Genomic DNA, 25306 nt, shown 5'->3' on the forward strand with positions numbered 1-25306 from the left:
CGCGTTACTTATAGTGATGGCTGGCGGATACGGGCGCGCTGGCCGGAGCGGGAGAGGGCTTCTCCAGCGTATATCCCAGCCCGCGCACGGTGATGATCTTCGCGCCGCTCGGCTCGATCTTCTTGCGCAACCGGTGCACGTAGACCTCGATGGCGTTGTTGCTGACTTCCTCGCCCCACTCGCACAAATGATTGACGAGTTGCTCCTTCGACACGAGCCGGCCCGTTCGTTGCAACAGCACTTCGAGCACGCCGAGTTCGCGCGCCGACAGATCGATCACCTGATCGCCGATCGTCGCGATGCGCCCGACCTGATCGAACGACAGCGAACCGTGCTTGACGACTGTCGGACCGCCACCTGCGCCGCGTCGCGTGAGCGCCCGAACGCGCGCTTCCAGCTCGTTGAGCGCGAAGGGTTTGGCCATGTAGTCATCGGCGCCGAGGTCGAGTCCCTTCACGCGTTCATCGACGGAATCGGCGGCGGTGAGGATCAAAACCGGCATCTGCGAATTGCGTGCGCGCAGCCGGCGAAGCACCTCCAGGCCTGGCATGAGCGGCAATCCGAGATCGAGAATGAGGAGGTCGAAAGGTTGCAGCGCGAGGGCGGTATCGGCCTCGACGCCGTGCTTCACATGATCGACCGCGTATCCCGATTGGCGGAGTGATCGAACGAGACCGTCCGCGAGTATGCTGTCGTCTTCGGCAATGAGGATTCGCATCGGTGGCGCCTTGGTGCGCGATTGAGCGCACGGCATTGCCGGCACCGTCTGTCGCGCGGCGCGGCGGTCTCCGTTGTAACTGGTTTTTGCGCGGTTCGCGCGGCGTGGAAATTTACGCACACCGCACGATCGGCCTTGCAAAAACTACTGTTTTTTTATACAGTGTCTGCGTGAGTGCCAGAGGTGGGTTTCGTGTGTCGAAAACCCTCGTCCGCACTGCCTCAGACGCCGTTCATCATAGCAAAGGACGATTCATGGAAGATAGCAAGAAAGGCCCGGCTGGAATGACTGCGGAAAAGAGCAAGGCGCTGGCCGCCGCGCTGTCGCAGATCGAAAAGCAATTCGGCAAAGGGTCGATCATGCGGCTCGGCGCAGGTGAGGCGGTCGAAGACATTCAGGTCGTGTCCACCGGCTCGCTCGGACTGGATATCGCGCTCGGCGTCGGCGGCTTGCCGCGTGGCCGGGTAGTCGAAATCTACGGTCCGGAGTCGTCGGGCAAGACCACGCTCACGCTGCAGGTGATCGCGGAGATGCAAAAGCTCGGCGGCACGGCGGCGTTCATCGACGCGGAACACGCGCTCGACGTTCAATACGCGGGCAAGCTCGGCGTGAACATTCCGGAATTGCTCATCTCGCAGCCGGATACCGGTGAGCAAGCGCTCGAAATCGCGGATGCGCTGGTGCGCTCCGGTTCCATCGACATGATCGTCATCGACTCGGTCGCGGCGCTCGTGCCGAAGGCGGAAATCGAAGGCGAAATGGGCGACTCGCTGCCCGGTTTGCAGGCGCGTCTCATGTCGCAGGCGCTGCGCAAGCTCACCGGCACCATCAAGCGCACGAACTGCCTCGTCATCTTCATCAACCAGATCCGCATGAAGATCGGCGTCATGTTCGGCAATCCGGAAACCACCACGGGCGGTAACGCGCTGAAGTTCTACTCGTCGGTGCGTCTGGACATTCGCCGGATCGGCTCCATCAAGAAGAACGATGAAGTCATCGGCAATGAAACGCGCGTGAAGGTGGTGAAGAACAAAGTAGCGCCGCCGTTCCGCGAAGCCATCTTCGACATTCTGTATGGCGAAGGTATTTCGCGTCAGGGGGAAATCATCGACCTCGGCGTGCAGGCCAAGCTGGTGGACAAGGCCGGCGCCTGGTACAGCTACAACGGCGATCGAATCGGTCAGGGCAAGGACAATGCGCGGGAATTCCTGCGCGAGAACCCGGACATCGCGCGCGAGATCGAAAACAAGATCCGCGAATCGCTGGGCGTGGCTGCAATGGGCGAAGCCGTTGTCGCTGGCGTCGCGACGGCGGACGGCGAGTAAGCTGATCCACGTCGGGCGGCATGGCAATGCGCAGGAGCCGGTTCGGATCGAAAGTTGACGGTGCGAGTCCGGCTCGCACGGATGCGGATGACGACTGCTACGAACGTAGCAGCGAGCGTCGGAACGCATCGCCCAAGGCGCGAGGATTTGCACGCAAGAACGAACGCGCGGACGTGAAGCCATTCACGTCCGCGCGTTCTGCTTTGCGGGCTGAGCGTGATGCTGTTCGGGCAGAGCCTCAGGCCAGCGCGTCTGTCGAAGACCGCGAGAAGCGTCTCGATCACGCCCGCGCGTTATTGCAGCAGGCGGCCGCGCAACCCAAAGCGCTGAGAGTGGCGCAGGCATCGAACGTTGCGAAGACTTCGGCCGGAACGCCGCCCGAGCGCGCAAGCACGTTTGACGACGACGCCGACCCGTTCGAGCCATTCGAACAATGTGCGACTATCGCTTCGACAAAGGCCGAAGCCGAAGAACCCGTCTACACGCGTTCCAGTCAACGCAAGCGCAAACCGTCTGCTTCAGAGATCAGAAAGAACGCCAGCCGCCCGAAGCTATCGCTGAAGGGCCGCGCGCTCGGCTATCTCTCACGCCGCGAACACTCCCGCGCGGAGCTATCGCGCAAGCTCAAGCCCTACGTCGAAGAAACCGATTCGCTCGACAGCGTGCTCGACGATCTCGAACGCGATGGCTGGCTGTCGAACGCGCGCTTCGTGGAAAGCGTGGTGCATCGCAGGGCGTCGCAGATGGGCGGCAAGCGCATCATCCACGAGCTGAAGCATCACGCCGTCGGCGATGCGCTGATCGGCGAAACGGCTGGCCAACTCGCGCAGACCGAAACCGCACGCGCGCAGTCCGTATGGGCCAAGAAATTCGGCACCGCGCCGGAAACGCCCGCCGAACGCGCGAAGCAGGCGCGCTTTCTGGCCTCGCGCGGCTTTTCCGGCAGCACCATCGGCAAGGTGCTCAAAGGCGCGGACGAAGACTTCCCGGACGACTTCACCGATGACTGAACCACCCCGCAGCGCCATTTCGCCGCACCACGTCACACCGGGGAACGCGCTGATTGCGCAGGCACGTCCCAAGTATTAGGGCCATCCCCGGCTTGAAATACCCAATATGCTAAAATTCGACGGTTTCCCCCGTTCCGGCTTTGGTCGCTCATGCCTCTTTCTCCGCCCGTTTCCCGACAGTTGCGCCACCGTCGCGCGATTCGAGTGGAAGCATTTCAGCGGGAAGATGGCCTGTGGGATATCGAAGCCTGTCTAACCGATGAGAAGCCGCGCGATGTTCAACTCGCGTCGGGCGTCCGGCCCAATGGCCTGCCGATCCATGAACTCTGGCTGCGCATCACCATCGATCGCGAACTCACTATCGTCGACGCCGAAGCGTCGTCGGAGTGGTCGCCTTATGGTGCCTTGTGCGCGGAGTCCAATCCCGCTTATCGCACGCTTATCGGGCTCAATCTGCGCCAGAGCTTTCGCCGCGAAGTCAACGAACGGCTGCGCGGCACGGCGGGCTGCACGCATCTCACCGAGTTGTGCGCCGTCTTGCCGACCGCAGCCATTCAGGCCTACGCCGGCGATGTCTGGAACACGAAAGACGGCAAGCCCGCCGCAAGCTCCCATTCGACACATGCCGCGTCCCCACCCGAACCGCCGTTCCAGTTCGGGCGTTGTCACGCGCTGCGTTTCGATGGTCCGGCCGTCGCCGAATATCATCCGCAATGGGTTGCCTACGAGCGCAAGCCAAAGGCCAAGGACGGGGCGAAGGAATGAAGCGCAATTCACGCCGCGCATCTCATTAGAAACAGAATCGATGAGTCCAGCGATTCGTGCAAATCGAAGTTCTCTCCAACTCTCAGACTGAAGGAATCACGCATGAAGATTCACGAGTACCAGGGTAAGGAAATCCTGCGGAAATTCGGCGTCGCGGTCCCGCGCGGCACACCCGTGTTCTCGGTGGACGATGCGGTCAAGGCCGCTGAAGAGCTGGGCGGCCCGGTCTGGGTCGTCAAGGCGCAGATCCACGCGGGTGGTCGCGGCAAGGGCGGCGGCGTGAAGGTCGCGAAGACCATCGAGCAGGTTCGCGAATATTCGAACCAGATTCTCGGCATGCAGCTCGTCACGCACCAGACCGGCCCGGAAGGCCAGAAGGTGAACCGCCTGCTGATCGAGGAAGGCGCGGACATCAAGAAGGAACTGTATGTCGGCCTGGTGCTCGACCGTGTTTCGCAGAAGGTCGTCGTGATGGCGTCCAGCGAAGGCGGCATGGACATCGAGGAAGTCGCGGAAAAGACGCCGGAATTGCTGCACAAGCTGGCCGTCGACCCGGCAACCGGCCTGAAGGATTCCGAAGCGGACGACCTCGCCCGCAAGATCGGCATTCCGGATGCCTCCATTCCGCAAGCGCGCGCGATCCTGCAAGGGCTCTATGACGCGTTCTGGGAAACCGATGCATCGCTCGCGGAAATCAACCCGCTGATCGTGACCGGCGACGGCAAGGTGATCGCGCTCGACGCCAAGTTCAACTTCGACGCCAACGCGCTGTTCCGTCATCCGGAAATCGTCGCGTATCGCGATCTGGACGAAGAAGATCCGGCTGAAGTCGAAGCGTCGAAGTTCGATCTCGCGTACATCTCGCTCGATGGCAACATCGGCTGTCTGGTGAACGGCGCGGGTCTGGCCATGGCGACGATGGACACCATCAAGCTGTTCGGCGGCGAACCGGCCAACTTCCTCGACGTCGGCGGCGGTGCCACGACCGAGAAGGTGACCGAAGCCTTCAAGCTGATGCTGAAGAACCCGAACCTGAAGGCGATCCTCGTGAACATCTTCGGCGGCATCATGCGCTGCGACGTGATCGCGGAAGGCGTGATGGTGGCGTCGAAGGCCGTGGACCTGAAGGTGCCGCTCGTCGTGCGCATGAAGGGCACGAACGAAGACCTCGGCAAGAAGATGCTGGCTGATTCCGGCCTGCCGATCATCTCGGCGGACAGCATGGAAGAGGCCGCGCAGAAGGTCGTCGCGGCAGCCGAAGGCAAGTAAGCGCACGCGCTTCCTGTCTTAAAACAGCGTTCACCAGATACGAATGGCGGCGCGACGAGCCTGTGCTTTAGCGACGCCAAACGAACAGAGGTCACTACATGTCGATTCTGATCAACAAAGACACGAAGGTCATCACGCAGGGCATCACCGGCAAGACCGGCCAGTTCCACACGCGCGCCTGCCGCGAATACGCGAACGGCCGTGAAGCCTATGTCGCGGGCGTGAACCCGAAGAAGGCCGGCGAAGACTTCGAAGGCATTCCCATCTATGCATCGGTGAAGGAAGCGAAGGCCGAAACCGGCGCGACCGTTTCCGTCATCTACGTGCCGCCCGCGGGCGCGGCCGCCGCGATCTGGGAAGCCGTCGAGGCGGATCTGGATCTCGCCATCTGCATCACGGAAGGCATTCCGGTTCGCGACATGCTGGAAATCAAGGACCGCATGCGCCGCGAGAACCGCAAGACGCTGTTGCTCGGACCGAACTGCCCCGGCACGATCACGCCGGACGAGCTGAAGATCGGCATCATGCCGGGTCACATTCACCGCAAGGGCCGTATCGGCGTGGTGTCGCGCTCGGGCACGCTGACGTATGAAGCGGTCGGCCAGTTGACGGCGCTGGGCCTTGGCCAGTCGTCGGCGGTCGGCATCGGCGGCGATCCGATCAACGGTCTGAAGCACATCGACGTGATGAAGATGTTCAACGACGATCCCGAAACGGACGCCGTCATCATGATCGGCGAGATCGGTGGTCCGGACGAAGCGAACGCCGCTTACTGGATCAAGGACAACATGAAGAAGCCGGTGGTTGGCTTCATCGCGGGCGTCACGGCGCCTCCGGGCAAGCGCATGGGCCACGCAGGCGCGCTGATCTCGGGCGGTGCGGACACGGCGGATGCCAAGCTCGAAATCATGGACGCGTGCGGCATCAAGGTCACGAAGAACCCGTCGGAAATGGCGCGTTTGCTCAAGTCGGTGATCTGAGCGTGTGAGGCAAAAGGCATCGCGCGTTGAGGTTTGGTATGCTTACCGAACCCTTTCGCAAGTGCCGATGAAAAGCGAGGGAGCCTGGCTTCCTCGCTTTTTTTTCGACCACGTTCCGCGCGCTACCTTTCCTCCATGCTCGAATTTTTCTCGACGCTCCATTGGGGCGCGGTCGTTCAGATCATCGTCATCGACATTCTGCTCGGTGGCGACAACGCGGTAGTGATCGCGCTGGCCTGCCGCGACTTGCCCGACACGTTGCGCACGCGCGGCATCGTGCTGGGCACGCTCGGCGCAATCGTGTTGCGCGTGTTGCTGATCGCGTTCGCGGTCGTGTTGCTCGATATTCCCTTTCTCAAGTTCGTCGGCGGTTTGTTGTTGCTGTGGATCGGCATCAAGCTGATGCAGCCGGGTCATGACGAGCACGAGATCAACGCGTCCGACCGCTTGTGGACGGCGGTGAAGACCATCATCGTCGCGGATGCGGTGATGAGCCTCGACAACGTGATCGCCATTGCGGGCGCGGCGGAGGCGGCGGACCCGCGGCACCGGCTGACGCTCGTGGTGTTCGGGCTGATCGTGAGCATTCCGCTGATCGTGTGGGGCAGCACGTTGGTGCTCAGGCTGCTCGACCGCTTTCCGGTCGTCGTCACGTTGGGCGCGGGATTGTTGGGTTGGATCGCGGGCGGGCTCATCATCGACGATCCGTTCATCGACCGCTGGCCCGCGCTCAATACGGACTTTGCGATTTACGCCGCGCATGCGGTGGGCGCGGTGTTCGTCGTGTGCATCGGATGGTTGCTCAAGCGCAGGGCGAATTGTCCTATGCCATCCGGCTGACTGCCGCTCATTCTGTTTCCTCAATACGATCGAAGCGTCCTGTCTGCATCACGCGGCGGGCGCTTTTTTCTTTTCGAGGAAGCAATGACGATGATGACGTTGAATGTCGCCGCAAGCGAAGAAGCAAGCGGTGTGCGGAAGATCGCCGCGAAAGGTTTCACCCTGATCGAACTCATGATCGTGCTGGCGATCGTCGCCGTGGTTGCGGGGTACGCCATTCCTGCGTATCAGGACTATCTGGCGCGCAGCCGGGTGGGCGAGGGCGTGTCGCTGGCGGCATCGGCGCGATTGGCGGTGGCGGAGAACGCATCGAGCGGCGCGGATCTCGGGAGCGGTTATGCATCGCCGCCGGGCACGCGCAATGTCGAATCGATTCACGTCGACAGCGATAACGGACAGATCACGATTGCTTATTCGACACGCGTCGCGCCGGCGGGATCGAACACGCTCGTGCTGATTCCATCCGCGCCCGACAATGCGGATACACCCACGGCGCGCGTACCTCTCGCGCGCGGCACGATTCAGGCGGGCAGCGTGACATGGGAATGCTTTGCGGGCGGTAAAGCGGCGTCTTCATTGCCCGCACCGGGCGCGGGCCCGATGCCCGCGGATGCCCCGACCTTGCCGGGCAACCTCGCACCACCCGAATGCCGTGCATGAGCGCTGCGTGAAGATTTTCATGCGAAAAACACGGATTTCGTGGCAATTTCGGTGCTTGACCGGACAGCACGGGCAAAGTTTTGTATAGTGCGCCGGTCGCCGACGTTCCCAGTCCCTCATGCCTTCTCATATTGCGCGTTACCTTAGCTTCGCCGTTCTGTGTCTTGCGTTGACGATTCCCTTCGGCGTCGTCAACCACACGTACCCGATTCCGACGTTCTACGCCGAATACACCGCGCTCGCGCTGTACCTCGCGCTCGGTGCGACCATCGCGCTGCTCGTGCGCGTGTCGGAGCCGAAGGTGCCGTTCGCGTCACCCGTCGTCGCGCTGATGCCGCTCGCCTTCGGCGTGCTGCTCGTCGCGCAGACGGTGCTGTTGCCGATTGCGCAGCCGTCGATGAACTGGCTCGGCGGCGCTTATTTGCTGGCGTCGTTCGTCGCGGTGCATACGGGGTTCGGTTTCGTGCGGGCAGGACTTGGCGAGAAGGCCTTGCGCGTGGGCGCGGCGGCGTTGATGGTGGGCGGCCTCTTTGCCGTGTTCTGTCAGGTCGTGCAGTTGCTGCATCTCGAAGTGAAGTTCACGCCGTTCGTCGTCGCCTATAACGTGATGACCGAGCGCCGGCCGTTCGGCAACATGGCGCAGGCCAACCATCTCGCCACGGTGATTGCTTTTGCGATGGCCGGCGCGCTCTACTTCGTGCAGACGCGCCGCCTGCCTGTCGTGCTGTGGCTGATCGTCTCGGCGATCTACTCGCTGGGATTCGCGCTGACGGTATCGCGCGGGCCGTGGTTGCAAACGGGCGTGATCGTCGTCGCGGGATTCTGGATGGCGTTCGTGCTCGGACGGCCGATCGCGGCGGAGGGTTTCGACGGTCCCGGCCGGCGCGATACGCGTGCGTGGATCATCCCTGTGGTGCTGGCGCTGCTCTTTTTCGCGGTGAACGGCGCGGTGCGCTGGGCCAATGTCCGCTTCGGCCTGGACCTGTCGCAATCGGCGGCGGAACGCATGCAGGACGCCAATCAGATCGCGCCGCGTCTGGCGCTCTGGAAGTACGGCTGGACCATGTTCAGGACGCACCCGTTGCTGGGCGTCGGCTGGGGAGAGTTTCCGCGCTACGAGTTCGACATGGTGCGCCAGATGGGCAGTGTCGAGATCGCGAACAATGCGCACAACGTCTTTTTCGATTTGCTCGGCAAGACCGGCGTGATCGGCATGGCGATCGTGTTGCTCGGCATCGTGCTGTGGATGATCCGCGTGCTGCGCGCCCCGCAGACGCCCGCGCGCATTTTCGGATTGTCGCTGCTCGGCGTGCTGTTGATGCATGCGCTTGTCGAATATCCGCAGCAGTACATGTTTTTCCTGATGCCGGCGATGCTCGTCATCGGTCTGCTCGAACCGCGCGCATTGCGGCTGGTTGCGCGGCCGGTGTCGTACGGCGTGTATGTCGTGCTGGTGGTGGGCGGCCTGATCGCGCTGTATCCGACGATGCGCGATTACAACCGCGCCGAGGTGCTGTATTACGGCGCGCATCCGGCAGAAGAATATCGCGACGATCCGTCGTTCCTGTTTTCCGCATGGGGCGAATACGGCGCCGCGACCTTGCTGCCGATGAATGCGCAGGATCTGGACGAGAAGCTCGCGGCGCATCGCAAGGCCATTGCGCTGTTGCCGGGTGAGACGGTGTTGCGTCGCTATGCCGTTTTGCAGGCGCTGGCCGGGCAGCGGGAAGCCGCGCTCGACACGATGGCGCGTCTCAAGATCTTCGCGACAATGCTGCACGACTGGCCGACGCAGTTGGCCGCGACGGTGAAGATGGTGGATGAGATCGGCGGCCCGTTGAAGCCGTTCAAGGCGGATTTGGTGAAGCTGTATGGAGAGCCGCCAGCGGATGCGCCAAGCGACGATGATGACGACGACGATGAGTGAGCAGATAAATATCGCCGCTTTCTAAGCGCGGGAAAAGCGCTTTTCAGAATTATCGTGCGGTGAAAGCGCCTTTTAATAACGAATAGAGTGCCAGAGTAACGATAAAATTTCCATGTGTCCGCTGGATGGGCCGACAATTCGGCCACGGAGACGCAGAAGAAACTATCGGACTCAGGCATGGAAATAATTGCGGTTATCAACTATAAAGGCGGGGTTGGGAAAACAACGGTTACGTCCAACCTCGCAGCAGAACTTGCTTTTCGTGGCAAGAAAGTGCTTGTACTAGATACCGATGCACAGGCGAGTCTAACGTTCTCGTTCGTGACGCCTGATTTTTGGGCTGCAAATCTCGAAAAAACGTTGACTATCAAGTCTTGGTTCGATGCCATTGTCGACGGGAAAGAACCACCGTCGCTCAAACGGTTTATCTACTCGCCGTCGACGGTGAATCAGCGAGTCGCGAAAAACGGCGGTCGCCTCGATTTGATTTGTTCCAACCTGAGTTTGCTGGATATCGATCTGGAATTGGCGACGTTGCTGGGCGGCGCCAGCATGCAGCAAAACAAGAAAAATTTTATCAAGGTACACGGCCAGTTGCGCCGGGCCATGCTCGCGCTGGCCGAAGAATCAGACTACGACGTGGTACTGATCGATTGCCCGCCGAACTTCAATATCGTGACCAAGAACGCGATCGTGGCTGCGGAAAGAATTTTGATCCCGGCAAAACCCGATTATCTGTCAACGCTCGGGATCGATTATCTGAAGAAGAGCGTGGACACGCTCGTTGAAAGCTACAACGAGTTTTCGGCGACGGATGATGACGGCGACTCCATATCGCCGCAGATTCTTGGCGTGGTATTTACCATGATTCAATGTTTTGGCCGTCAACCGATTACGGCGCAACGACAATACATGTCAACGGTAAAGCGGAATAACGGCATCCCGGTATTTTCCAGCTTTTTCAGGGAGAATTTCACTGTGTTCGCCGAAGCGCCGGAGCAGCTTCTTCCGGTCATATTGAATCAATATCCTTCGACCACTCATATTCAGGTCGTTAGCGAGATGAAGGAGTTCGTGGACGAGTTCGAAGCAACGCTCGAGGTCGCCGAAGATGAATGACCACCGCGTGATCGAACCCGCCGTCATGGATAAAATCCAAAGCGCCTTGAACGCACTCAGCGACGCTGATTATGCAAAGCTTTCCAATCCGGATGTAGAGATTCAGATAAAAGTCTCTCGACCAAAGAAAGCCAGGGCGCAGGCAAAGCCAAAGCCGGAAATTTCTTTCGAGCTTTTGACTGAAAGGCTCGCCACGTTCGATGAACGAACGGCCGCACAAGACTACGTGCGTTCCGTTGCGCGAACCAAGAAGGATCTCGAAGCCATCGCCCGTCACTTCGACATGGTGATCGTCAAACGAGACACGTTGCAAACGTTGGTCGAGAGAATCGTCGAGACCACGGTCGGGGCAAGGCTGCGTTCGCGTGCTATTCAAGGTCCGGGCAGTATGTCGGAACGGACTCAAGCACGTGAGCGCAAGGACGAGAAAGCTGGCGTGACGAGGCGTAGTTCGAAAGCGGGTTGACGGTCGAATCAGGGTGCGCCGCTGGCTTCATCGGCCACCCAATCCCCCGACTCCCCCCCCTTCTTCTCCATCACCCGCACATTCGTAATCGTCATTCCCCGATCCACCGCTTTGCACATGTCATACACCGTCAGCAGTCCAACCTGCACGGCAGTCAGCGCTTCCATCTCCACACCCGTGCGCCCGACCGTCTCCACCCGCACCTCACAATGCACGCCCGGCAGCGCTTCATCGATCTCAAACTCGACCGCGACCCGCGTCAGCGCCAGCGGATGACACAACGGAATCAAATCCGCCGTCCGCTTCGCCCCTTGAATCGCAGCGATGCGCGCCACCCCAAGCACATCGCCTTTCTTGGCGCGCCCTTCGCGGATAAGCACAAGCGTCGCATCGAGCATGACGATGGAACCGCGCGCGACCGCCACGCGCCGCGTTTCGCTCTTGTCGCCGACATCGACCATGTGCGCGTCGCCGGCGGCATCGAAATGGGTGAGGTTGGACATGGACGTCTCCTTCGAAATGGGCGCTCATGATACCGCGCGTCGCGTACCGATTCTGAGCACGCCCGACACTTGATACGATAAGCGCGTTTCCGTTTTCCTTTCCATTCACAGCCCGCCGGTTTCGCGTCATGGTGACGAAGCGTCCGAGCCGTTTTCTGATTGCCGCGTTGTGCCTGAGCCTCGCCGTGCCGCCCGCCGCGCTGGCGCAGACGAGCGCATCCACGGGTAACGCGCCCAAGATCGGTTCCTCGCAAACCGACACGCTCGCCGCTACCGCGCTCCATTCCGTTCAGGACGACGCGATTCCCGCCAACGTCGCGCAAGGCGTGTTCGGCGTCTACGGCGGCCGCGAAAGCTATTTCACCAACAAGCCCGGCACGATCGCCGGCCTGCGCGCGCCGCTCTCGTCCGTGGAACTGCCCGATCTCGGCGATGGCTCAGGCGGCACGCTCACGCCACAGGCCGAACGCAAAGTCGGTGAACGCATGATGCGCGAAGTCCGCGCCGATCCCGATTATCTCGATGACTGGCTGATCCGCGATTATCTCGATTCGATCGCATCCAAACTCTCCGCCGCGGCCGCGACGCAGTATCTCGGCGGCTATCGTCCCGACTTCGATTTGTTCGCCGTGCGCGATCCGCAGATCAACGCGTTTTCGATGCCGGGCGGTTTCATCGGCGTGAACACGGGGCTGATTGCGTCGGCGCAGACGGAGTCGGAACTGGCGTCGGTGATCGGCCACGAGATGGGGCATGTGCTTCAGCGCCACATCGCGCGGATGATCAGCATGCAGGAAAAGAGCGGCTACGCGGCGCTGGCCGGCATGCTCGCGGGACTGCTGGCGGGTTTGCTCGCGCGCAGCGGCGATCTCGGCATGGGCATCGCGATGGGCGGACAGGCGTATGCCGTCGATAACCAGTTGCGTTTTTCGCGCGCGGCGGAACACGAGGCGGACCGCGTCGGCTTCCAAATGTTGACGGCGGCGGGCTACGACCCGTACGGCATGGCGGCGTTCTTCGAACGTCTCGACCGTTCGACGATGTCCGATAACGGCGTGCCCGCGTATGTGCGCACGCATCCGCTGACGGGCGAGCGCATCGCCGACATGGAGGATCGCGCGCGGCGCGTGCCGTATCGGCAGCCGCGTCAATCGACGGAATTCGCGTTCATTCGGGCGCGGGCGCGCGTGCTGCAACTCAATTTCGCGAGCGATTATCGCGAGATGGCCAGCCGTCTGAAGTCCGAAATCGCCGATCAGACCGCGCTCAATCCATCGGCGAACTGGTATGGAATCGCGTTGGCGAACATGCTGACCGGCGATTACGATGCCGCGAACGACGCGCTCGCGACATCGCGCCGGCTTTTCGAGGGCGAGGAGGCGAGCGAGGCGGCGGCAGCGGCGCAGGTTCGGAAGCAAGCGGAAGCGAAGGCGGCGACCGTCGTGAAGGCGCATCCGAAACGGGCCGAGAGCGTGCATCCTTCGCTGCAAAATGCGGAGGCATCCGCCGTCGCGCTCCCGCCAATATCTGTCACGGCCATCGCACCTAAACCGCAGCCAACGCCGCCAGCACCCAAAGCTGCACGCAGTTCCCCCAGCCTCGACGTCCTCGCCGCCGACATCGCCCGCCGCGCAGGCCATCCCGACGAAGCCATCCGCCTCGCGCAACTCGCGGAAAAGCGCTGGCCCGACTCGCACGCGGCCATCGATCAGGACTTGCAGGCGCTCTTGGCCGCGCATCGGTTCGCGGATGCGCAAGCGCTTGCTCGTCGCGAAACGCGCGCCGAGCCGAATCGCGGCGAATGGTGGTTGTATCTGGCGCAGGCAAGCGTCGGTCTCAACGATGCCTTGACACAGCATCAGGCGATGGCCGAAAAGCTCGCGCTCGACGGCGCGTGGCCGTCCGCGATTCGCCAATTAAAGGAAGCGCGCGATGTGAAGTCCGCGAATTTCTACGATCTCTCGACGATTTCGGCGCGCTTGCGCGACTTCGAAACGCGCTACAAAGAAGAACGCGACGACGAGAAGAACAGTTAGCGCGCCGCGCGCAATGCAGGACTGGCGATAAACCCAAAGCGCTGTTCGAGTTCCGCTCGCTCGATGAACTGCAACGGCAGATCGACGCCATCGCGCCAATGGAACACGCCGCCGCGCGCGGCATCATCGAGCGTGGCGTGATCGGAAAACAGATCGATGTCGTGATCGTGCAGCGCAGCCACGCGCGGGGGCGCGGCGTCATCGGAAAAGAGGATGCTGCCTGCGTCGTCGATCCACGCATGCGCGGGCTCGAACGCCGCGCCGGTTTGATCGGTCAGCCGCAAATCGCCGTCGATTTCAGCAAGACGCACGATCCACGGCGTACACGCCAGTTCGACATACACACGCTGCGGACCGTTCTGAAAAAACCACTGGCCGTCTTCATCCCGCTCGTAATTACGGTTGATGAAACCGAGCAGCGCGTCATGCCGGATCACCGTGCCGAGCGTGCCTTCGGCCTGCGCGGCTTCGTCGCGCATGCGCCACTGGCCGCGCCTGTCGAGCAGCAGCCAACCGGTGCAATGCGGCACGTTGGGCCATTTGGCGAGCGCCTGTTTGACGATCTCATCCATGCGGGAGATGCTGATCGATATAGCCGAACACGCGCTCCGAAAGCCAGTCGATGCGCCCCGGAAACGGCCCGGTCATGAAGCCGACGTGTCCGCCGTGATTGGGTTGATCGAGCGTCACGCACGCCGACACTTCCGCGCGCGAAGGCAGCGCGTAGGCGGGCAGGAACGGATCGTTGCGCGCATTCAGCACGAGCGCCGGTATTTCGATGTGCTTCAGATGCGCGCGCGTGGTCGCGGTGGACCAGTAATCGTTGGTATCGCGAAAACCGTGGACGGGCGCTGTCACCACGTTGTCGAACTCGTACAAATTGCGCGCGGCGAGCATGGCGTCGCGATCGTACAGACCAGGATACTGGCCGAGCTTGGCGAGCGCCTTCTGCTTGAGCGTCTTGAGGAAGCTGCGCGTATAGACCATGCCGAAGCCTTGCGAGATCGCGCGGCCGCCTGCGTGGACATCGAGCGGCGCGGAAATGGCGGCAGCAGCGGTGATGATCGACGCATGCGATCCTTGCTCGCACAGCCATTGCAGCAACACATTGCCGCCGAGCGACACGCCCGCCGCGAACACCGGCCCCTGATGCGCAAGCGCCAAACGTCGCAATATCCAGTCGACTTCGGCGTGATCGGCGAGATGATAGAAGCGCGGCAGCAAGTTCAACGGCCCGCTGCAACTGCGGAAATGCGGCACGACGCCATGCCATCCGCGCGCCTGAGCCTGCGCCATGATCGCGCGGGCGTAGTGGGAATCCGAACTGCCTTCGAGACCGTGGAACAGGACCAGCAGCGGCGCGTTCGGACTTGGCGCTGCGTGCGGTTCGTAGTCGAGAAAATCGAGGTCGATGAAATCGCCGTCCGGCGTGTCCCATCGCTCGCGGCGATAGTGGACGGTCGGCTTGCGCCCGAACAGCGCGGGCACGATGGTCTGCGCGTGGCTCGTCGGCAACCAGCGCGGCGCGCGGTAGAGCCACTCCGAAACGGAAGAGGCGAGCGGCGCGGTTTGCTTCACCGCCATGGCAGGCGATTTGTCCACGAACGACGAATCGTGCTTCAACAACGGATCGCGCTTCATGGAACCTCCCCGACGTACGTCTTCAGCGCTTATGTTCTTTCAATGCAACGGCCCCTGGCCGTGACGCATCTTCACTGCAAACTGGCCCGCCGTTTCCAGCGGCATCTCGCTCGCGTGAATGTGCGCGATGCGCCATTCGCCGCGCTCGTGGACCATCACGTAGGTCGTGAAGACCATGCGTGGCGAAGTCGAGGCCGTGGAACTGGCCGGCTGATGCGCCTCCGCGATCGCATACACGACGGTGCCGAGGCTGTCGTACACGCGAATGTCGAGCGGTTCGATCGTCACCGCGCTTTCTAGCTGTTTTGCCATGCCCGCACGAATATGCTCAAGCCCATGCAGATGCGTGCCGTCCGCGCAGATGCAGGTGGCGAACTCCTCGTCGATCCACAGCGACATCACCGTGTCGATGCTTGAATCCGCGACGGCCTGGTAATAAGCGTTGAGCGTGTCGGCGGCGGCTTCGAAGAGGCGGGCGAAACGTGGCATGGCTCGTGGGTCTCTGGCATTCGGTGCGGCGCGCCACATAAGGCTTGCGCGCTGCATCGGTCATTGGTCAAAGCATGCCTCCGTTCGGAGACATTCGCGTGTCCGCGCCCGCACACAGGGCGGAAGGCCGTCTGAAGAAAGCTGAAACTCGCCGCTTCAGCGATGAGCCAGCAACATGCCGCGCAAATCGCCGAACACTTGCTCGGCGGACAACTCCCGCAGGCAGTTCAGATGGCCGAGCGGACACTCGCGGGCAAAGCACGGACTGCATTCGAGATGCAGCCATTGTACCTTTGCAAGCTCCGACAAGGGCGGCGTATGGCGCGGGTCGGTCGAGCCGTACACCGCGACGAGCGGGCGTCGCAGCGCGGCGGAAACGTGCATCAGCCCCGAGTCGTTGGTGACGACCGCGCTTGCCCGCGAAATCAACGCGCAGGCTTCCCCGAGCGATGTCTGTCCGCACAGGTTGCGCACGTTCGGCGCGCGTTCGGCGATAGCCTGCGCAATCGGCGCATCCTTGTTCGACCCGAGCGCCACGATGCGCGCATAAGGAAACGACTGCGCGACGAACTGCGCGAGCGAGGCGAAATGCTCCGGCGGCCAGCGCTTGGCCGGACCGTATTCCGCGCCCGGACAGAACACGACCAGCGGCGTGCGCGTGTCGAGATTGAAGCGCGCCGACACGCGCGCGGCTTCGTTCGGATCGGCGTCCAGACGCGGCACCGGCAGCGTTTGTGCATCGGGTTGCGCGGCGGCATCCGGCTGGACGTGGCGATCGACGAAGGGCAGCTTCGCGCCGGGCGCGTAGGCGAGCGCGGCGTAATGCGCGGTCATCGGCGGGCGATCGGTCTTCGGCGGGTTCGCGTGGCGCACGTTGAGCAGCCCGAAACGGCTTTCGCCCTTGTAGCCGATGCGCAGATTGATGCCCGCCAGCCACGGAATCAGCGCGGATTTCATCGAGTTGGGCAGCACATAGGCGGCGTCGTAGCCGACTTCGCGCAAGTCGCTCGCGAGCTGCCAGCGGCGGTACAACTGCAGCTTGCCGTGGGCGAGATCGGTGGCGTAGACGTCGCGGATCTCCGGCATGCGTTCGAGCACGGGCGCGACCCACGAAGGCGCGATGGCATCGATGACGACGCGCGGATGCAGCTTCTTCAGAAGCGTGAAAAGCGGCTGCGCCATCAATGCGTCACCGATCCAGTTCGGTGCTATTACCAGCGCACGGCGCATCTGAAAGTTTCCGATCTCAAAATTAGTGCGGCTTGCGGCGCGTTGAAACCGCCGGGCCGTGGGGTGGGGAAACGCCGCGAGGCGGCCGCTTGGGCCGCCTTCGGTTCAGCGTTTGGTGGACGAGCGCTTAATGCGCGCCCTTGACGACTTCGCCGTCCTTGAGCTTATAGCGCGTGCCGCAATACGGGCAGCGCGCTTCGCCGTGCGTCACGTCGAGAAACACGCGCGGATGCGTGCTCCAGCGCTGCATCTTCGGGTTCGGGCAGAAGGCGGGCACGTCCTTCGCCGACAATTCCACCAGCGGCATTTCCTTCAAGTCGCTCATTGCATTCTCTTTTTCGATGTACTGAATCGCATGCGGGGACACGGCGGGCAGACCGCGCCCGCGCCGTGCTTCCATCCATCAAACCTTCGCGAGCCAGCTCGCGTACTTCTCGTTCTTGCCGCCGACCACATCGAAGAAGGCGCTTTGCAGCTTCTCGGTGATCGGACCGCGCTTGCCTTCGCCGATGGTCCGGTTGTCCAGCTCGCGGATGGGCGTGACTTCGGCGGCGGTGCCCGTGAAGAAGGCTTCGTCGCAGGTATAAACCTCGTCACGCGTGATGCGCTTTTCGATGACCGGAATGCCGAAGTCGCGCGCCAGCGTGATGACCGTGTCGCGCGTGATGCCATCGAGGCACGAAGCCAGGTCCGGCGTATAGATCTTGCCGTTGTTCACGAGGAAGAAGTTCTCGCCCGAGCCTTCGGAGACGTAACCGTCCACATCGAGCAGAAGCGCTTCGTCGTAACCGTCGGTCACGGCTTCCTGATTCGCGAGGATCGAGTTCACGTACCAGCCGGATGCCTTGGCGCGCACCATCGACACATTCACATGATGGCGCGTGAATGATGACGTCTTCACGCGGATGCCCTTCGCCAACCCGTCCTCGCCGAGATACGCGCCCCACGGCCACGCCGCGATGGCGACGTGAATGGTGTTGCCCTTGGCCGAGACGCCAAGCTTTTCCGAACCGACCCAGATGATCGGGCGCAGATAGCAGCTTTCCAGTTCGTTGGCCTTGACCACTTCGAGTTGCGCGGCTTCGAGCGTGGCGGCATCGAAGGGAACGTCCATCTGGAATATCTTGGCCGAGTTGAGCAGACGCTTGGTGTGCTCCTTCAGGCGGAAAATGGCCGTGCCCTGCGCGGTCTTGTACGCGCGCACGCCTTCGAAAACGCCCATGCCGTAATGCAGCGTATGCGTGAGGACGTGGATCTTGGCGTCACGCCAGTCGATCAGCTTGCCATCCATCCAGATCTTGCCGTCGCGGTCGGCCATTGACATACGGTTCTCCTAGCAGTCTCGTTCAAGTGATTCGGGCAAGCCGACTGAATTTCGTGCCGCCCGCACAGGCGCGAGAAAACTCCTAAAGGCGGCGAAAGATCGTCATTTTAGCGTCTTTTCGCGACGGAACCGAGCGTGGCGCGGCTTTCGCGACGCTATAATTTCGCTTTCGCCGCGAAGTTGGCGGCGAATTTCACTTTCGGCGGTCTCTTGCCGGTTCGTTCATGGAATCGGGTCGAGCTTCCGTTCTTCGTTTCGCCCTCACATGCTCGACCGGCTGTCCGACTCCAATCGCCGCGCCTTTTTCGAAGGCATGCGCACGTTTTCTCCCGCCATTCCGGCCATTCTGTCTTGGGGCGTCGTGACGGGCATAGCCATGTCGAAGTCGGTGCTGACCATGCCGCAGGCGTTGGGCATGTCGCTGCTGGCTTATGCCGGTTCGTCGCAATTGGCCGTGCTGCCGTTGTTCGCCGCGAAGCTACCGTTGTGGACCATTCTGCTTACCGCCGCGATGGTGAATCTGCGCTTCGTCATCTTCAGCGCCGGGCTTTCGCCGCATTTCTCCTATCTGCCCTTGAAGCGACGGCTGCTGCTTGGCTATTTCAATGGCGACATCATCTATTTGATGTTCGCCAGCCGGAATTTCGCGCCGGGGTATCAGCCGGGCAAAGAGGCATATTTCTGGGGCCTTTCGCTGGGATGCTGGCTCGCATGGCAAGTCTCGTCGATAGCGGGAATCCTGCTCGCGAGCCTCGTGCCGGATAACTGGGGGCTTGAACTCGCGGGCACGCTCGCGCTCATTCCAATCATCGTGTCGGCTATTGCCACGCGTTCGACGCTGGCGGCGGTCGCGGTGGCGAGCATCGTCGCGTTGCTGACGTTCGATCTGCCGTATCGCTTCGGTCTGCCGATCGCGGTCGTCACCGCGCTGCTGGCGGGAACGCTGGCGGATGTGATCGCGGAACGCGCGAATCCGCCGCCGCCATCGGTCGATGAACCCAAACCCGACGCCACCGAAACGAGGCCCGTCCGATGACCCCGCTCCAAACCTGGCTCGCGATCCTCGGCATGTGCATCGTCACCACGATCACGCGCGCGTTCTTCCTCATCGGCGGCGAACGGATGGTTTTGCCGCCGCGCATCCAGCGCGTGTTGCGTTACGCGCCTGCGGCGGCGCTCGCGGCGGTCGTCGTGCCTGAATTGCTCGAAACGCCCGCCGGGCTGTCCTTCGCGCTGTCTAATCACGCGCTTTGGGCGTCGCTCGCGGGCCTGGCGTATTACGTGTGGCGGCGCGGCATGATGGGCACCATCGCCGTGGGCATGGTGGTTTTCACGGTGTTGCGTCTGACCATTTGAGCGCGCATAAGCGGAATAAAACCCGGAAAACACGCGCCAAATACGCGTCATCAAGGATTGACGGCTAAAAGCGCCCGAACCTATCGGTTAAAATAACGGTCTTTCCTGTCGCATCGAGCGAGGTCGAGAGTGTTCCCGGCAGTCACCGCGCATCGGTTCCGAAACACGCAGACGCTTCCGACAACCACGCCGGCCGGAGAGCCTTTGTCCGCTCCCGTTAGCCTTCGCGCTCGCTTCGCTTCATTCTTCCGGCCCGTTTTTCAGCCCGTTCTCGCGGCCATCGCCTTCCTTTCGAATCGTCCGTTTGTCCGCTGTGCGCATGTACGGCGGCGCATGCGGCCGTTTTCGCCCGAACCGCTCCACTCACTACGTTGACTCCCATGACGAAAGTTCTGCGTTTCACCGACCTGATCGCCGAAGGCAAAGTTTCCGGCAAGCGTGTGTTCATCCGCGCGGATCTCAACGTGCCTCAGGACGATGCCGGCAACATCACCGAAGACACGCGCGTGCGTGCCTCCGTGCCGGCCATCAAGGCCGCGCTCGATGCGGGCGCCGCCGTGATGGTCACATCGCACCTCGGCCGTCCGACCGAAGGCCAGTTCAAGCCGGAAGACTCGCTGGCGCCAGTCGCCAAACGCCTGTCCGAATTGCTCGGCCGCGACGTGCCGCTCGTCGCCGACTGGGTGGATGGCGTGAGCGTCCAGCCAGGCCAGGTCGTGCTGCTGGAAAACTGCCGCGTCAACAAGGGCGAGAAGAAGAACGACGACGCCCTCGCCCAAAAGCTCGCGAAGCTCTGCGACATCTACGTGAACGATGCCTTCGGCACCTCGCATCGCGCGGAAGCGACGACGCACGGCATCGCGAAATACGCGCCGGTTGCGTGTGCGGGTCCGCTGCTCGCCGCCGAACTCGATGCGCTCGGCAAGGCGCTCGGCAATCCGAAGCGTCCGCTGGTGGCGATCGTCGCGGGTTCGAAGGTTTCGACCAAGCTGACCATTCTCAAGTCGCTTGCGGAGAAGGTGGATCAGTTGATCGTCGGCGGCGGGATTGCCAATACGTTCATGCTGGCGTCGGGCCTGAAGATCGGCAAGTCGCTGGCCGAGGCGGATCTCGTCGGCGAGGCGAAAGAGATCATCGATGCAGCGCGCGCGCGTGGCGCATCCGTGCCGATTCCGAGCGATGTCGTCACCGCGAAAGAGTTCGCTCCGACCGCGAAAGCCGAAACCAAGCCCGTCGCCGATGTCGCCGACGATGACCTGATTCTCGACATCGGTCCGGACACGGCGAAGGCGCTCGCCGCGCAGCTTGAAACGGCGGGCACCATCGTGTGGAACGGCCCGGTCGGCGTGTTCGAGTTTGACCAGTTCGGCAATGGCACCAAGACGCTCGCGCAGGCGATCGCCAGTTCGTCGGCGTTTTCCATCGCGGGCGGCGGGGATACGCTCGCGGCCATCGCGAAGTACGACATCGCGGACAAGGTGAGCTATATCTCGACCGGCGGCGGCGCGTTCCTCGAATTCCTCGAAGGCAAGAAACTGCCTGCGGTCGAAGTGCTCGAATCGCGCGCGGGAGCCTGAGCCTTGGCCGCCCGAAAAGATCCGGCGAAGGGAGACAAGAAGGGCGCGCCAGAAGCCGGCGGCGCGCAGGCGGAAGTCATCAGGAACGTGATAGAACGCGGTGTGTCGGGCGATGAACTCGATGCCGCCGCGCAGGCTGCATTGGCCATCGCGGAAGCGGCGCGCAGTGCAGAAGCAGACACGCCGAAGGAAGAACAGGCTTCAGCGCCGGTCGTAGTCATCGGCGGCGTGGCCGCTCAAGCAGCAACTGAAACACACATCGATAAAGCGACGCCGGCATCGACCGGCGCGCGCGCGCCCGCGGTGAGCAACACCTCACCGCAAGCGCAACGTGCTCGCAGCGTCAACACGGGCGATCCTACAGAGACGAGGAAAGACATGCATCGCGCCACCAAGATTGTTGCCACCATCGGACCGGCATCGAGCAATCCGGACATCCTGCTGCAGATGATGCAGGCCGGGCTCGACGTCGTTCGCTTCAACTTTTCGCACGGCTCCGCCGACGACCACCGCCAGCGCGCCGAATGGGTGCGCGAGGCGGCCCGCACCGTGGGCCGCGAGGTCGCCATCATGGCCGACCTGCAAGGCCCGAAGATTCGCGTCGGCAAGTTCGAGAACAACAAGACGATGCTCGTCGCGGGCAATCCGTTCATCCTCGATGCGAACTGTCCGCTCGGCAACAACGAGCGTTGCGGTCTCGACTACAAGGATTTGCCGCGCGATCTGCGCGCGGGCGACGTGCTGCTGCTCAACGACGGCCTGATCGTGCTCGATGTCACGCGCGTGATCGGTGAAGAAATTCACACGGTCGTGAAGGTGGGCGGCGAGTTGTCGAACAACAAGGGCATCAACCGTCAGGGCGGCGGGCTGACCGCGCCCGCGCTGACCGAGAAGGACATGGAGGACATCAAGACGGCGATGTCGCTCGGCGCGGATTTCGTCGCTGTGTCGTTCCCGAAGAACGCGACCGACATGGAAATGGCGCGGCAACTGGCGAACATCGCGGGCGCGCCTTACGGCATCAAGCCGAAGATGATCGCGAAGATCGAGCGGGCCGAGGCCATTCCGGCGCTGCAAGGCATTCTCGATGCGTCGGACGGCATCATGGTGGCGCGCGGCGATCTGGCCGTGGAGGTCGGCAACGCGGCGGTGCCCGCGTTGCAGAAGCGCATGATCCGCATGGCGCGCGAGTCGAACAAGCTCGTGATCACCGCCACGCAGATGATGGAATCGATGATCCACGCGCCGGTGCCCACGCGCGCGGAAGTGTCGGACGTGGCGAACGCGGTGCTCGACGGCACCGACGCCGTGATGCTGTCCGCCGAAACGGCTGCGGGCAAATATCCGGTGACGACCATCGAGACGATGGCCGCCGTCTGCGTGGAAGCCGAGAAGTCCGAAGAATCGCAACTGGATCGCGATTTCCTTGATCGCACGTTCACGCGCATCGATCAGTCGATCGCGATGGGCGCGCTGTTCACGGCGTTCCATCTCGGCGCGAAGGCCGTGGTCGCGCTGACGGAATCCGGCTCGACCGCGCTGTGGATGTCGCGTCACTGGACGCATGTGCCGATCTTCGCGCTCACGCCGCGCGTGACGAGCGAACGCACGATGTCGCTGTATCGCAATGTCACGCCGCTTCATCTCGATACCACGATGGACCGCGATCTCGCGTTGAACCAGGCGCTGGAAGTGGTCGTGTCGAAGGGTTACGCGGCGCGTGGCGACATGGTGGTGCTCACCGTCGGCGAACCGATGGGCGCGGCGGGCGGCACCAATACGCTCAAGATCGTGCGCGTCGGCGATCACTTCTGAAGCAGTCTGCATGACCTAGCGCGCAGGGCGGCGCGGGCATCGAAAACCCGCGCCAGCCAACGCTAAAAAGCCGAAAACCGCCTTAGAGAGCGGGAAACGTGCGCGCACAGAATTCGTTTCACATCTTGGAGTTTCACCACAATGCCTCTCGTATCAATGCGTCAGTTGCTGGATCACGCAGCCGAACACGGCTACGGCCTCCCGGCATTCAACGTCAACAATCTGGAGCAGGTGCAGGCGATCATGCAGGCGGCGCACGAAGTCAACGCGCCGGTCATCATGCAGGCCTCCGCCGGCGCGCGGAAGTACGCGGGCGAAGCGTTCCTGCGGCATCTGATCGAAGCGGCGGTCGAGTCGTATCCGCATATTCCGGTCGTGATGCATCAGGATCACGGGCAATCGCCGGCGGTGTGCATGGCCGCGATCCGCTCCGGCTTCACCAGCGTGATGATGGATGGTTCGCTCGAAGCCGATGGCAAGACCGTTGCATCGTATGAGTACAACGTCGCGGTGTCGAAGCAGGTCGTGGAGTTTTCGCATTCCATCGGCGTGACGGTGGAAGCGGAACTGGGCGTGCTCGGCTCGCTCGAAACCATGAGGGGCGACAAGGAAGACGGCCACGGCGCGGACGGCACCATGACGCGCGAACAACTCCTCACCGATGTCGAACAGGCCGCCGATTTCGTGAAGCAGACACAGTGCGATGCGTTGGCCATCGCCATCGGCACGTCGCACGGTGCGTACAAGTTCTCGAAGAAGCCGACGGGCGATATTCTCGCCATCGACCGCATCAAGGAGATTCACCAGCGCATTCCGAACACGCATCTCGTGATGCACGGCTCGTCTTCCGTGCCGCAGGAGTTGCTCGCGGAAATTCGCGCGTTCGGCGGCGACATGAAGGAAACGTACGGCGTGCCGGTCGAGGAAATTCAGGAAGGCATCAAATACGGCGTGCGCAAGGTGAATATCGACACGGACTTGCGGCTGGCGATCACCGGCGCCATCCGCCGCTTCATGTTCGAAAATCCGTCGAAGTTCGATCCGCGCGACTATCTGAAGCCCGCGCGCGAGGCAACCAAGGAAATTTGCCGCCAGCGTTACATGCAGTTCGGCTGCGAGGGCATGGCGGGCAAGATCAGGCCGGTCGCGCTCGACAAGATCGCCGAAAAATACAAATCCGGCGCGCTCGCTCAGATCGTGAAATGAGATTGATCTGAGTCCACGCGGTTTTGTAAAGTAAAATCAACGGGTTCCGGCGACGGAGCCCGTTCGCGTTTCGCAGTGCCCCACCCATTTTCAGCCGTTCCCGCAGTCTGGGGAGCGCCCGGCATTTCTTCTTATCGGTACACGACGATGTCCACGTTATACGAATCCACGATCAAATCGCTGCCGCTGCTCGGTCGTGGCAAGGTCCGCGACAACTACGCCGTCGGGCAAGACAAGCTCCTGATCGTGACGACCGACCGCCTGTCCGCCTTCGATGTCGTCATGGGCGAGCCGATCCCCAACAAGGGCCGCGTGCTCAACACGATGGCCGATTTCTGGTTCGAGAAGCTCGGCCATATCGTGCCGAACCACAACACGGGCATCGATCCGGCGTCGGTCGTGACGGCGGAAGAAGCGGCGCAGTTGAAAGGCCGCGCGGTCGTGGTGAAGCGTCTGGAGCCGATTCTCGTCGAAGCCGTGGTGCGCGGTTATCTGGCCGGCAGCGGCTGGAAGGACTATCAGGCGACGGGCGCGGTGTGCGGCGTGGAACTGCCGCCGGGCCTGCAAAACGCGCAGAAACTGCCCGAGCCGATCTTCACGCCCGCCGCGAAGGCCGAAATGGGCCATCACGACGAAAACATCACCTACGATGACATGGAGCGCCGCATCGGCACCGAATTGTCGGCGACGATCAAGCGCATCTCCATCCAGTTGTACAAGGAAGCGGCCGAGTTCGCGGCGACGCGCGGGATCATCATCGCGGATACGAAGTTCGAGTTCGGGCTGGACAACAAGGGCGAACTATTCCTGATGGACGAAGTGCTGACCGCCGATTCGTCGCGCTTCTGGCCCGCAGACGCGTATCAGGTCGGCACGAATCCGCCGTCGTTCGACAAGCAGTTCGTGCGCGACTGGCTGGAAACGCAGCCGTGGAAGAAGGAACCGCCCGCACCGAAGCTACCGGATGATGTGATTGCGAAGACGTCGGAGAAGTATCAGGAAGCGCTTCAGCGTTTGACCGGCAAGACGCTCGACTAAAAGGGATCGCTG

25 protein-coding genes are annotated in these 25306 nt (G+C 62.2%); 17 read left to right on the top strand and 8 right to left on the bottom strand.

Annotated features, from left to right (window positions below; all coding sequences use genetic code 11):
- Nucleotides 1-4: 4 nt before the first annotated feature.
- Complete coding sequence (locus ACZCWR_RS05120) at nt 5-718, bottom strand: response regulator (protein WP_487302637.1); 714 nt, start codon at nt 716-718, stop codon at nt 5-7.
- A gap of 254 nt (nt 719-972) precedes the next feature.
- Here ACZCWR_RS05120 and recA point away from each other — a divergent pair, with 254 nt between their 5' ends.
- From recA to ACZCWR_RS05170, 10 genes are all read left to right on the top strand, one after another.
- Nucleotides 973-2043 carry a recombinase RecA gene (gene recA, locus ACZCWR_RS05125; protein ID WP_487302638.1) on the top strand — a complete coding sequence of 357 codons (1071 nt, stop codon included), beginning with the start codon at nt 973-975 and terminating at the stop codon, nt 2041-2043.
- 173 nt (nt 2044-2216) lie between these two features.
- Entirely contained in the window at nt 2217-3053 is an 837-nt protein-coding gene (gene recX, locus ACZCWR_RS05130) for a recombination regulator RecX (RefSeq protein ID WP_487302639.1), read from the top strand.
- A gap of 150 nt (nt 3054-3203) precedes the next feature.
- Nucleotides 3204-3818, top strand: a complete 615-nt coding sequence (locus ACZCWR_RS05135; protein WP_487302640.1) for a DUF2889 domain-containing protein — start codon at nt 3204-3206, stop codon at nt 3816-3818.
- A gap of 87 nt (nt 3819-3905) precedes the next feature.
- On the top strand, nt 3906-5087 hold the full coding sequence (gene sucC / locus ACZCWR_RS05140; protein ID WP_487303253.1) for an ADP-forming succinate--CoA ligase subunit beta: 1182 nt from the start codon (nt 3906-3908) through the stop codon (nt 5085-5087).
- A gap of 98 nt (nt 5088-5185) precedes the next feature.
- A complete protein-coding gene (gene sucD, locus ACZCWR_RS05145) occupies nt 5186-6067 on the top strand; it encodes a succinate--CoA ligase subunit alpha (RefSeq protein WP_487302641.1) in 882 nt (293 codons plus the stop codon).
- A 135-nt stretch (nt 6068-6202) separates the two neighbouring features.
- Nucleotides 6203-6907, top strand: coding sequence for a TerC family protein (locus ACZCWR_RS05150; RefSeq protein WP_487302642.1), 705 nt, complete (start codon nt 6203-6205; stop codon nt 6905-6907).
- A 93-nt stretch (nt 6908-7000) separates the two neighbouring features.
- Entirely contained in the window at nt 7001-7567 is a 567-nt protein-coding gene (locus ACZCWR_RS05155; protein WP_487303254.1) for a pilin, read from the top strand.
- Nucleotides 7568-7685: 118 nt separating this feature from the next.
- Nucleotides 7686-9494 (top strand): PglL family O-oligosaccharyltransferase, encoded by a 1809-nt coding sequence (locus ACZCWR_RS05160; RefSeq protein WP_487302643.1) that lies wholly within the window; start codon nt 7686-7688, stop codon nt 9492-9494.
- A 177-nt stretch (nt 9495-9671) separates the two neighbouring features.
- Complete coding sequence (locus tag ACZCWR_RS05165; protein ID WP_487302644.1) at nt 9672-10613, top strand: ParA family protein; 942 nt, start codon at nt 9672-9674, stop codon at nt 10611-10613.
- On the top strand, nt 10606-11079 hold the full coding sequence (locus ACZCWR_RS05170) for a hypothetical protein (protein ID WP_487302645.1): 474 nt from the start codon (nt 10606-10608) through the stop codon (nt 11077-11079). Before ACZCWR_RS05165 ends, ACZCWR_RS05170 begins: the two co-directional genes overlap by 8 nt.
- An 8-nt stretch (nt 11080-11087) precedes the next feature.
- Here ACZCWR_RS05170 and moaC read toward each other — a convergent pair whose 3' ends face one another.
- Complete coding sequence (moaC, locus tag ACZCWR_RS05175; RefSeq protein ID WP_487302646.1) at nt 11088-11582, bottom strand: cyclic pyranopterin monophosphate synthase MoaC; 495 nt, start codon at nt 11580-11582, stop codon at nt 11088-11090.
- A gap of 128 nt (nt 11583-11710) precedes the next feature.
- Between moaC and ACZCWR_RS05180 the strand changes: the two genes are divergently transcribed.
- Nucleotides 11711-13618 (top strand): M48 family metallopeptidase, encoded by a 1908-nt coding sequence (locus ACZCWR_RS05180; RefSeq protein ID WP_487302647.1) that lies wholly within the window; start codon nt 11711-11713, stop codon nt 13616-13618.
- Here the strand turns inward: ACZCWR_RS05180 and ACZCWR_RS05185 are convergent.
- The 6 genes from ACZCWR_RS05185 to ACZCWR_RS05210 form a co-directional block, all read right to left on the bottom strand.
- Nucleotides 13615-14190 (bottom strand): DUF2946 family protein, encoded by a 576-nt coding sequence (locus ACZCWR_RS05185; RefSeq protein ID WP_487302648.1) that lies wholly within the window; start codon nt 14188-14190, stop codon nt 13615-13617. The genes ACZCWR_RS05180 and ACZCWR_RS05185 overlap by 4 nt on opposite strands.
- Nucleotides 14183-15259, bottom strand: coding sequence for a YheT family hydrolase (locus ACZCWR_RS05190; RefSeq protein WP_487302649.1), 1077 nt, complete (start codon nt 15257-15259; stop codon nt 14183-14185). Before ACZCWR_RS05190 ends, ACZCWR_RS05185 begins: the two co-directional genes overlap by 8 nt.
- Nucleotides 15260-15298: 39 nt before the next feature.
- Nucleotides 15299-15748 (bottom strand): nuclear transport factor 2 family protein, encoded by a 450-nt coding sequence (locus tag ACZCWR_RS05195; RefSeq protein ID WP_487302650.1) that lies wholly within the window; start codon nt 15746-15748, stop codon nt 15299-15301.
- Between the two features lie 156 nt (nt 15749-15904).
- Entirely contained in the window at nt 15905-16978 is a 1074-nt protein-coding gene (gene waaF, locus ACZCWR_RS05200) for a lipopolysaccharide heptosyltransferase II (protein ID WP_487302651.1), read from the bottom strand.
- A 127-nt stretch (nt 16979-17105) separates the two neighbouring features.
- Nucleotides 17106-17303 (bottom strand): zinc-finger domain-containing protein, encoded by a 198-nt coding sequence (locus tag ACZCWR_RS05205; protein WP_487303255.1) that lies wholly within the window; start codon nt 17301-17303, stop codon nt 17106-17108.
- Nucleotides 17304-17381: 78 nt separating this feature from the next.
- Nucleotides 17382-18302 (bottom strand): branched-chain amino acid transaminase, encoded by a 921-nt coding sequence (locus ACZCWR_RS05210; RefSeq protein ID WP_487302652.1) that lies wholly within the window; start codon nt 18300-18302, stop codon nt 17382-17384.
- A gap of 265 nt (nt 18303-18567) precedes the next feature.
- Here ACZCWR_RS05210 and ACZCWR_RS05215 point away from each other — a divergent pair, with 265 nt between their 5' ends.
- The 6 genes from ACZCWR_RS05215 to ACZCWR_RS05240 all read left to right on the top strand — a co-directional run bounded on the left by ACZCWR_RS05215 (nt 18568) and on the right by ACZCWR_RS05240 (nt 25294).
- A complete protein-coding gene (locus ACZCWR_RS05215) occupies nt 18568-19338 on the top strand; it encodes an AzlC family ABC transporter permease (protein WP_487302653.1) in 771 nt (256 codons plus the stop codon).
- On the top strand, nt 19335-19658 hold the full coding sequence (locus ACZCWR_RS05220) for an AzlD domain-containing protein (protein WP_487302654.1): 324 nt from the start codon (nt 19335-19337) through the stop codon (nt 19656-19658). Before ACZCWR_RS05215 ends, ACZCWR_RS05220 begins: the two co-directional genes overlap by 4 nt.
- Before the next feature lie 380 nt (nt 19659-20038).
- Nucleotides 20039-21235 (top strand): phosphoglycerate kinase, encoded by a 1197-nt coding sequence (locus ACZCWR_RS05225; RefSeq protein ID WP_487302655.1) that lies wholly within the window; start codon nt 20039-20041, stop codon nt 21233-21235.
- A gap of 378 nt (nt 21236-21613) precedes the next feature.
- Nucleotides 21614-23050, top strand: a complete 1437-nt coding sequence (gene pyk, locus ACZCWR_RS05230) for a pyruvate kinase (protein WP_487303256.1) — start codon at nt 21614-21616, stop codon at nt 23048-23050.
- A gap of 141 nt (nt 23051-23191) precedes the next feature.
- Nucleotides 23192-24256: a class II fructose-bisphosphate aldolase gene (fba, locus tag ACZCWR_RS05235; RefSeq protein ID WP_487302656.1), complete on the top strand. Its 1065-nt coding sequence runs from the start codon at nt 23192-23194 to the stop codon at nt 24254-24256.
- 147 nt (nt 24257-24403) lie between these two features.
- A complete protein-coding gene (locus tag ACZCWR_RS05240) occupies nt 24404-25294 on the top strand; it encodes a phosphoribosylaminoimidazolesuccinocarboxamide synthase (RefSeq protein ID WP_487302657.1) in 891 nt (296 codons plus the stop codon).
- Nucleotides 25295-25306: the final 12 nt, after the last annotated feature.

The sequence above is a fragment of the Caballeronia sp. A2-2 genome (assembly GCF_057612605.2).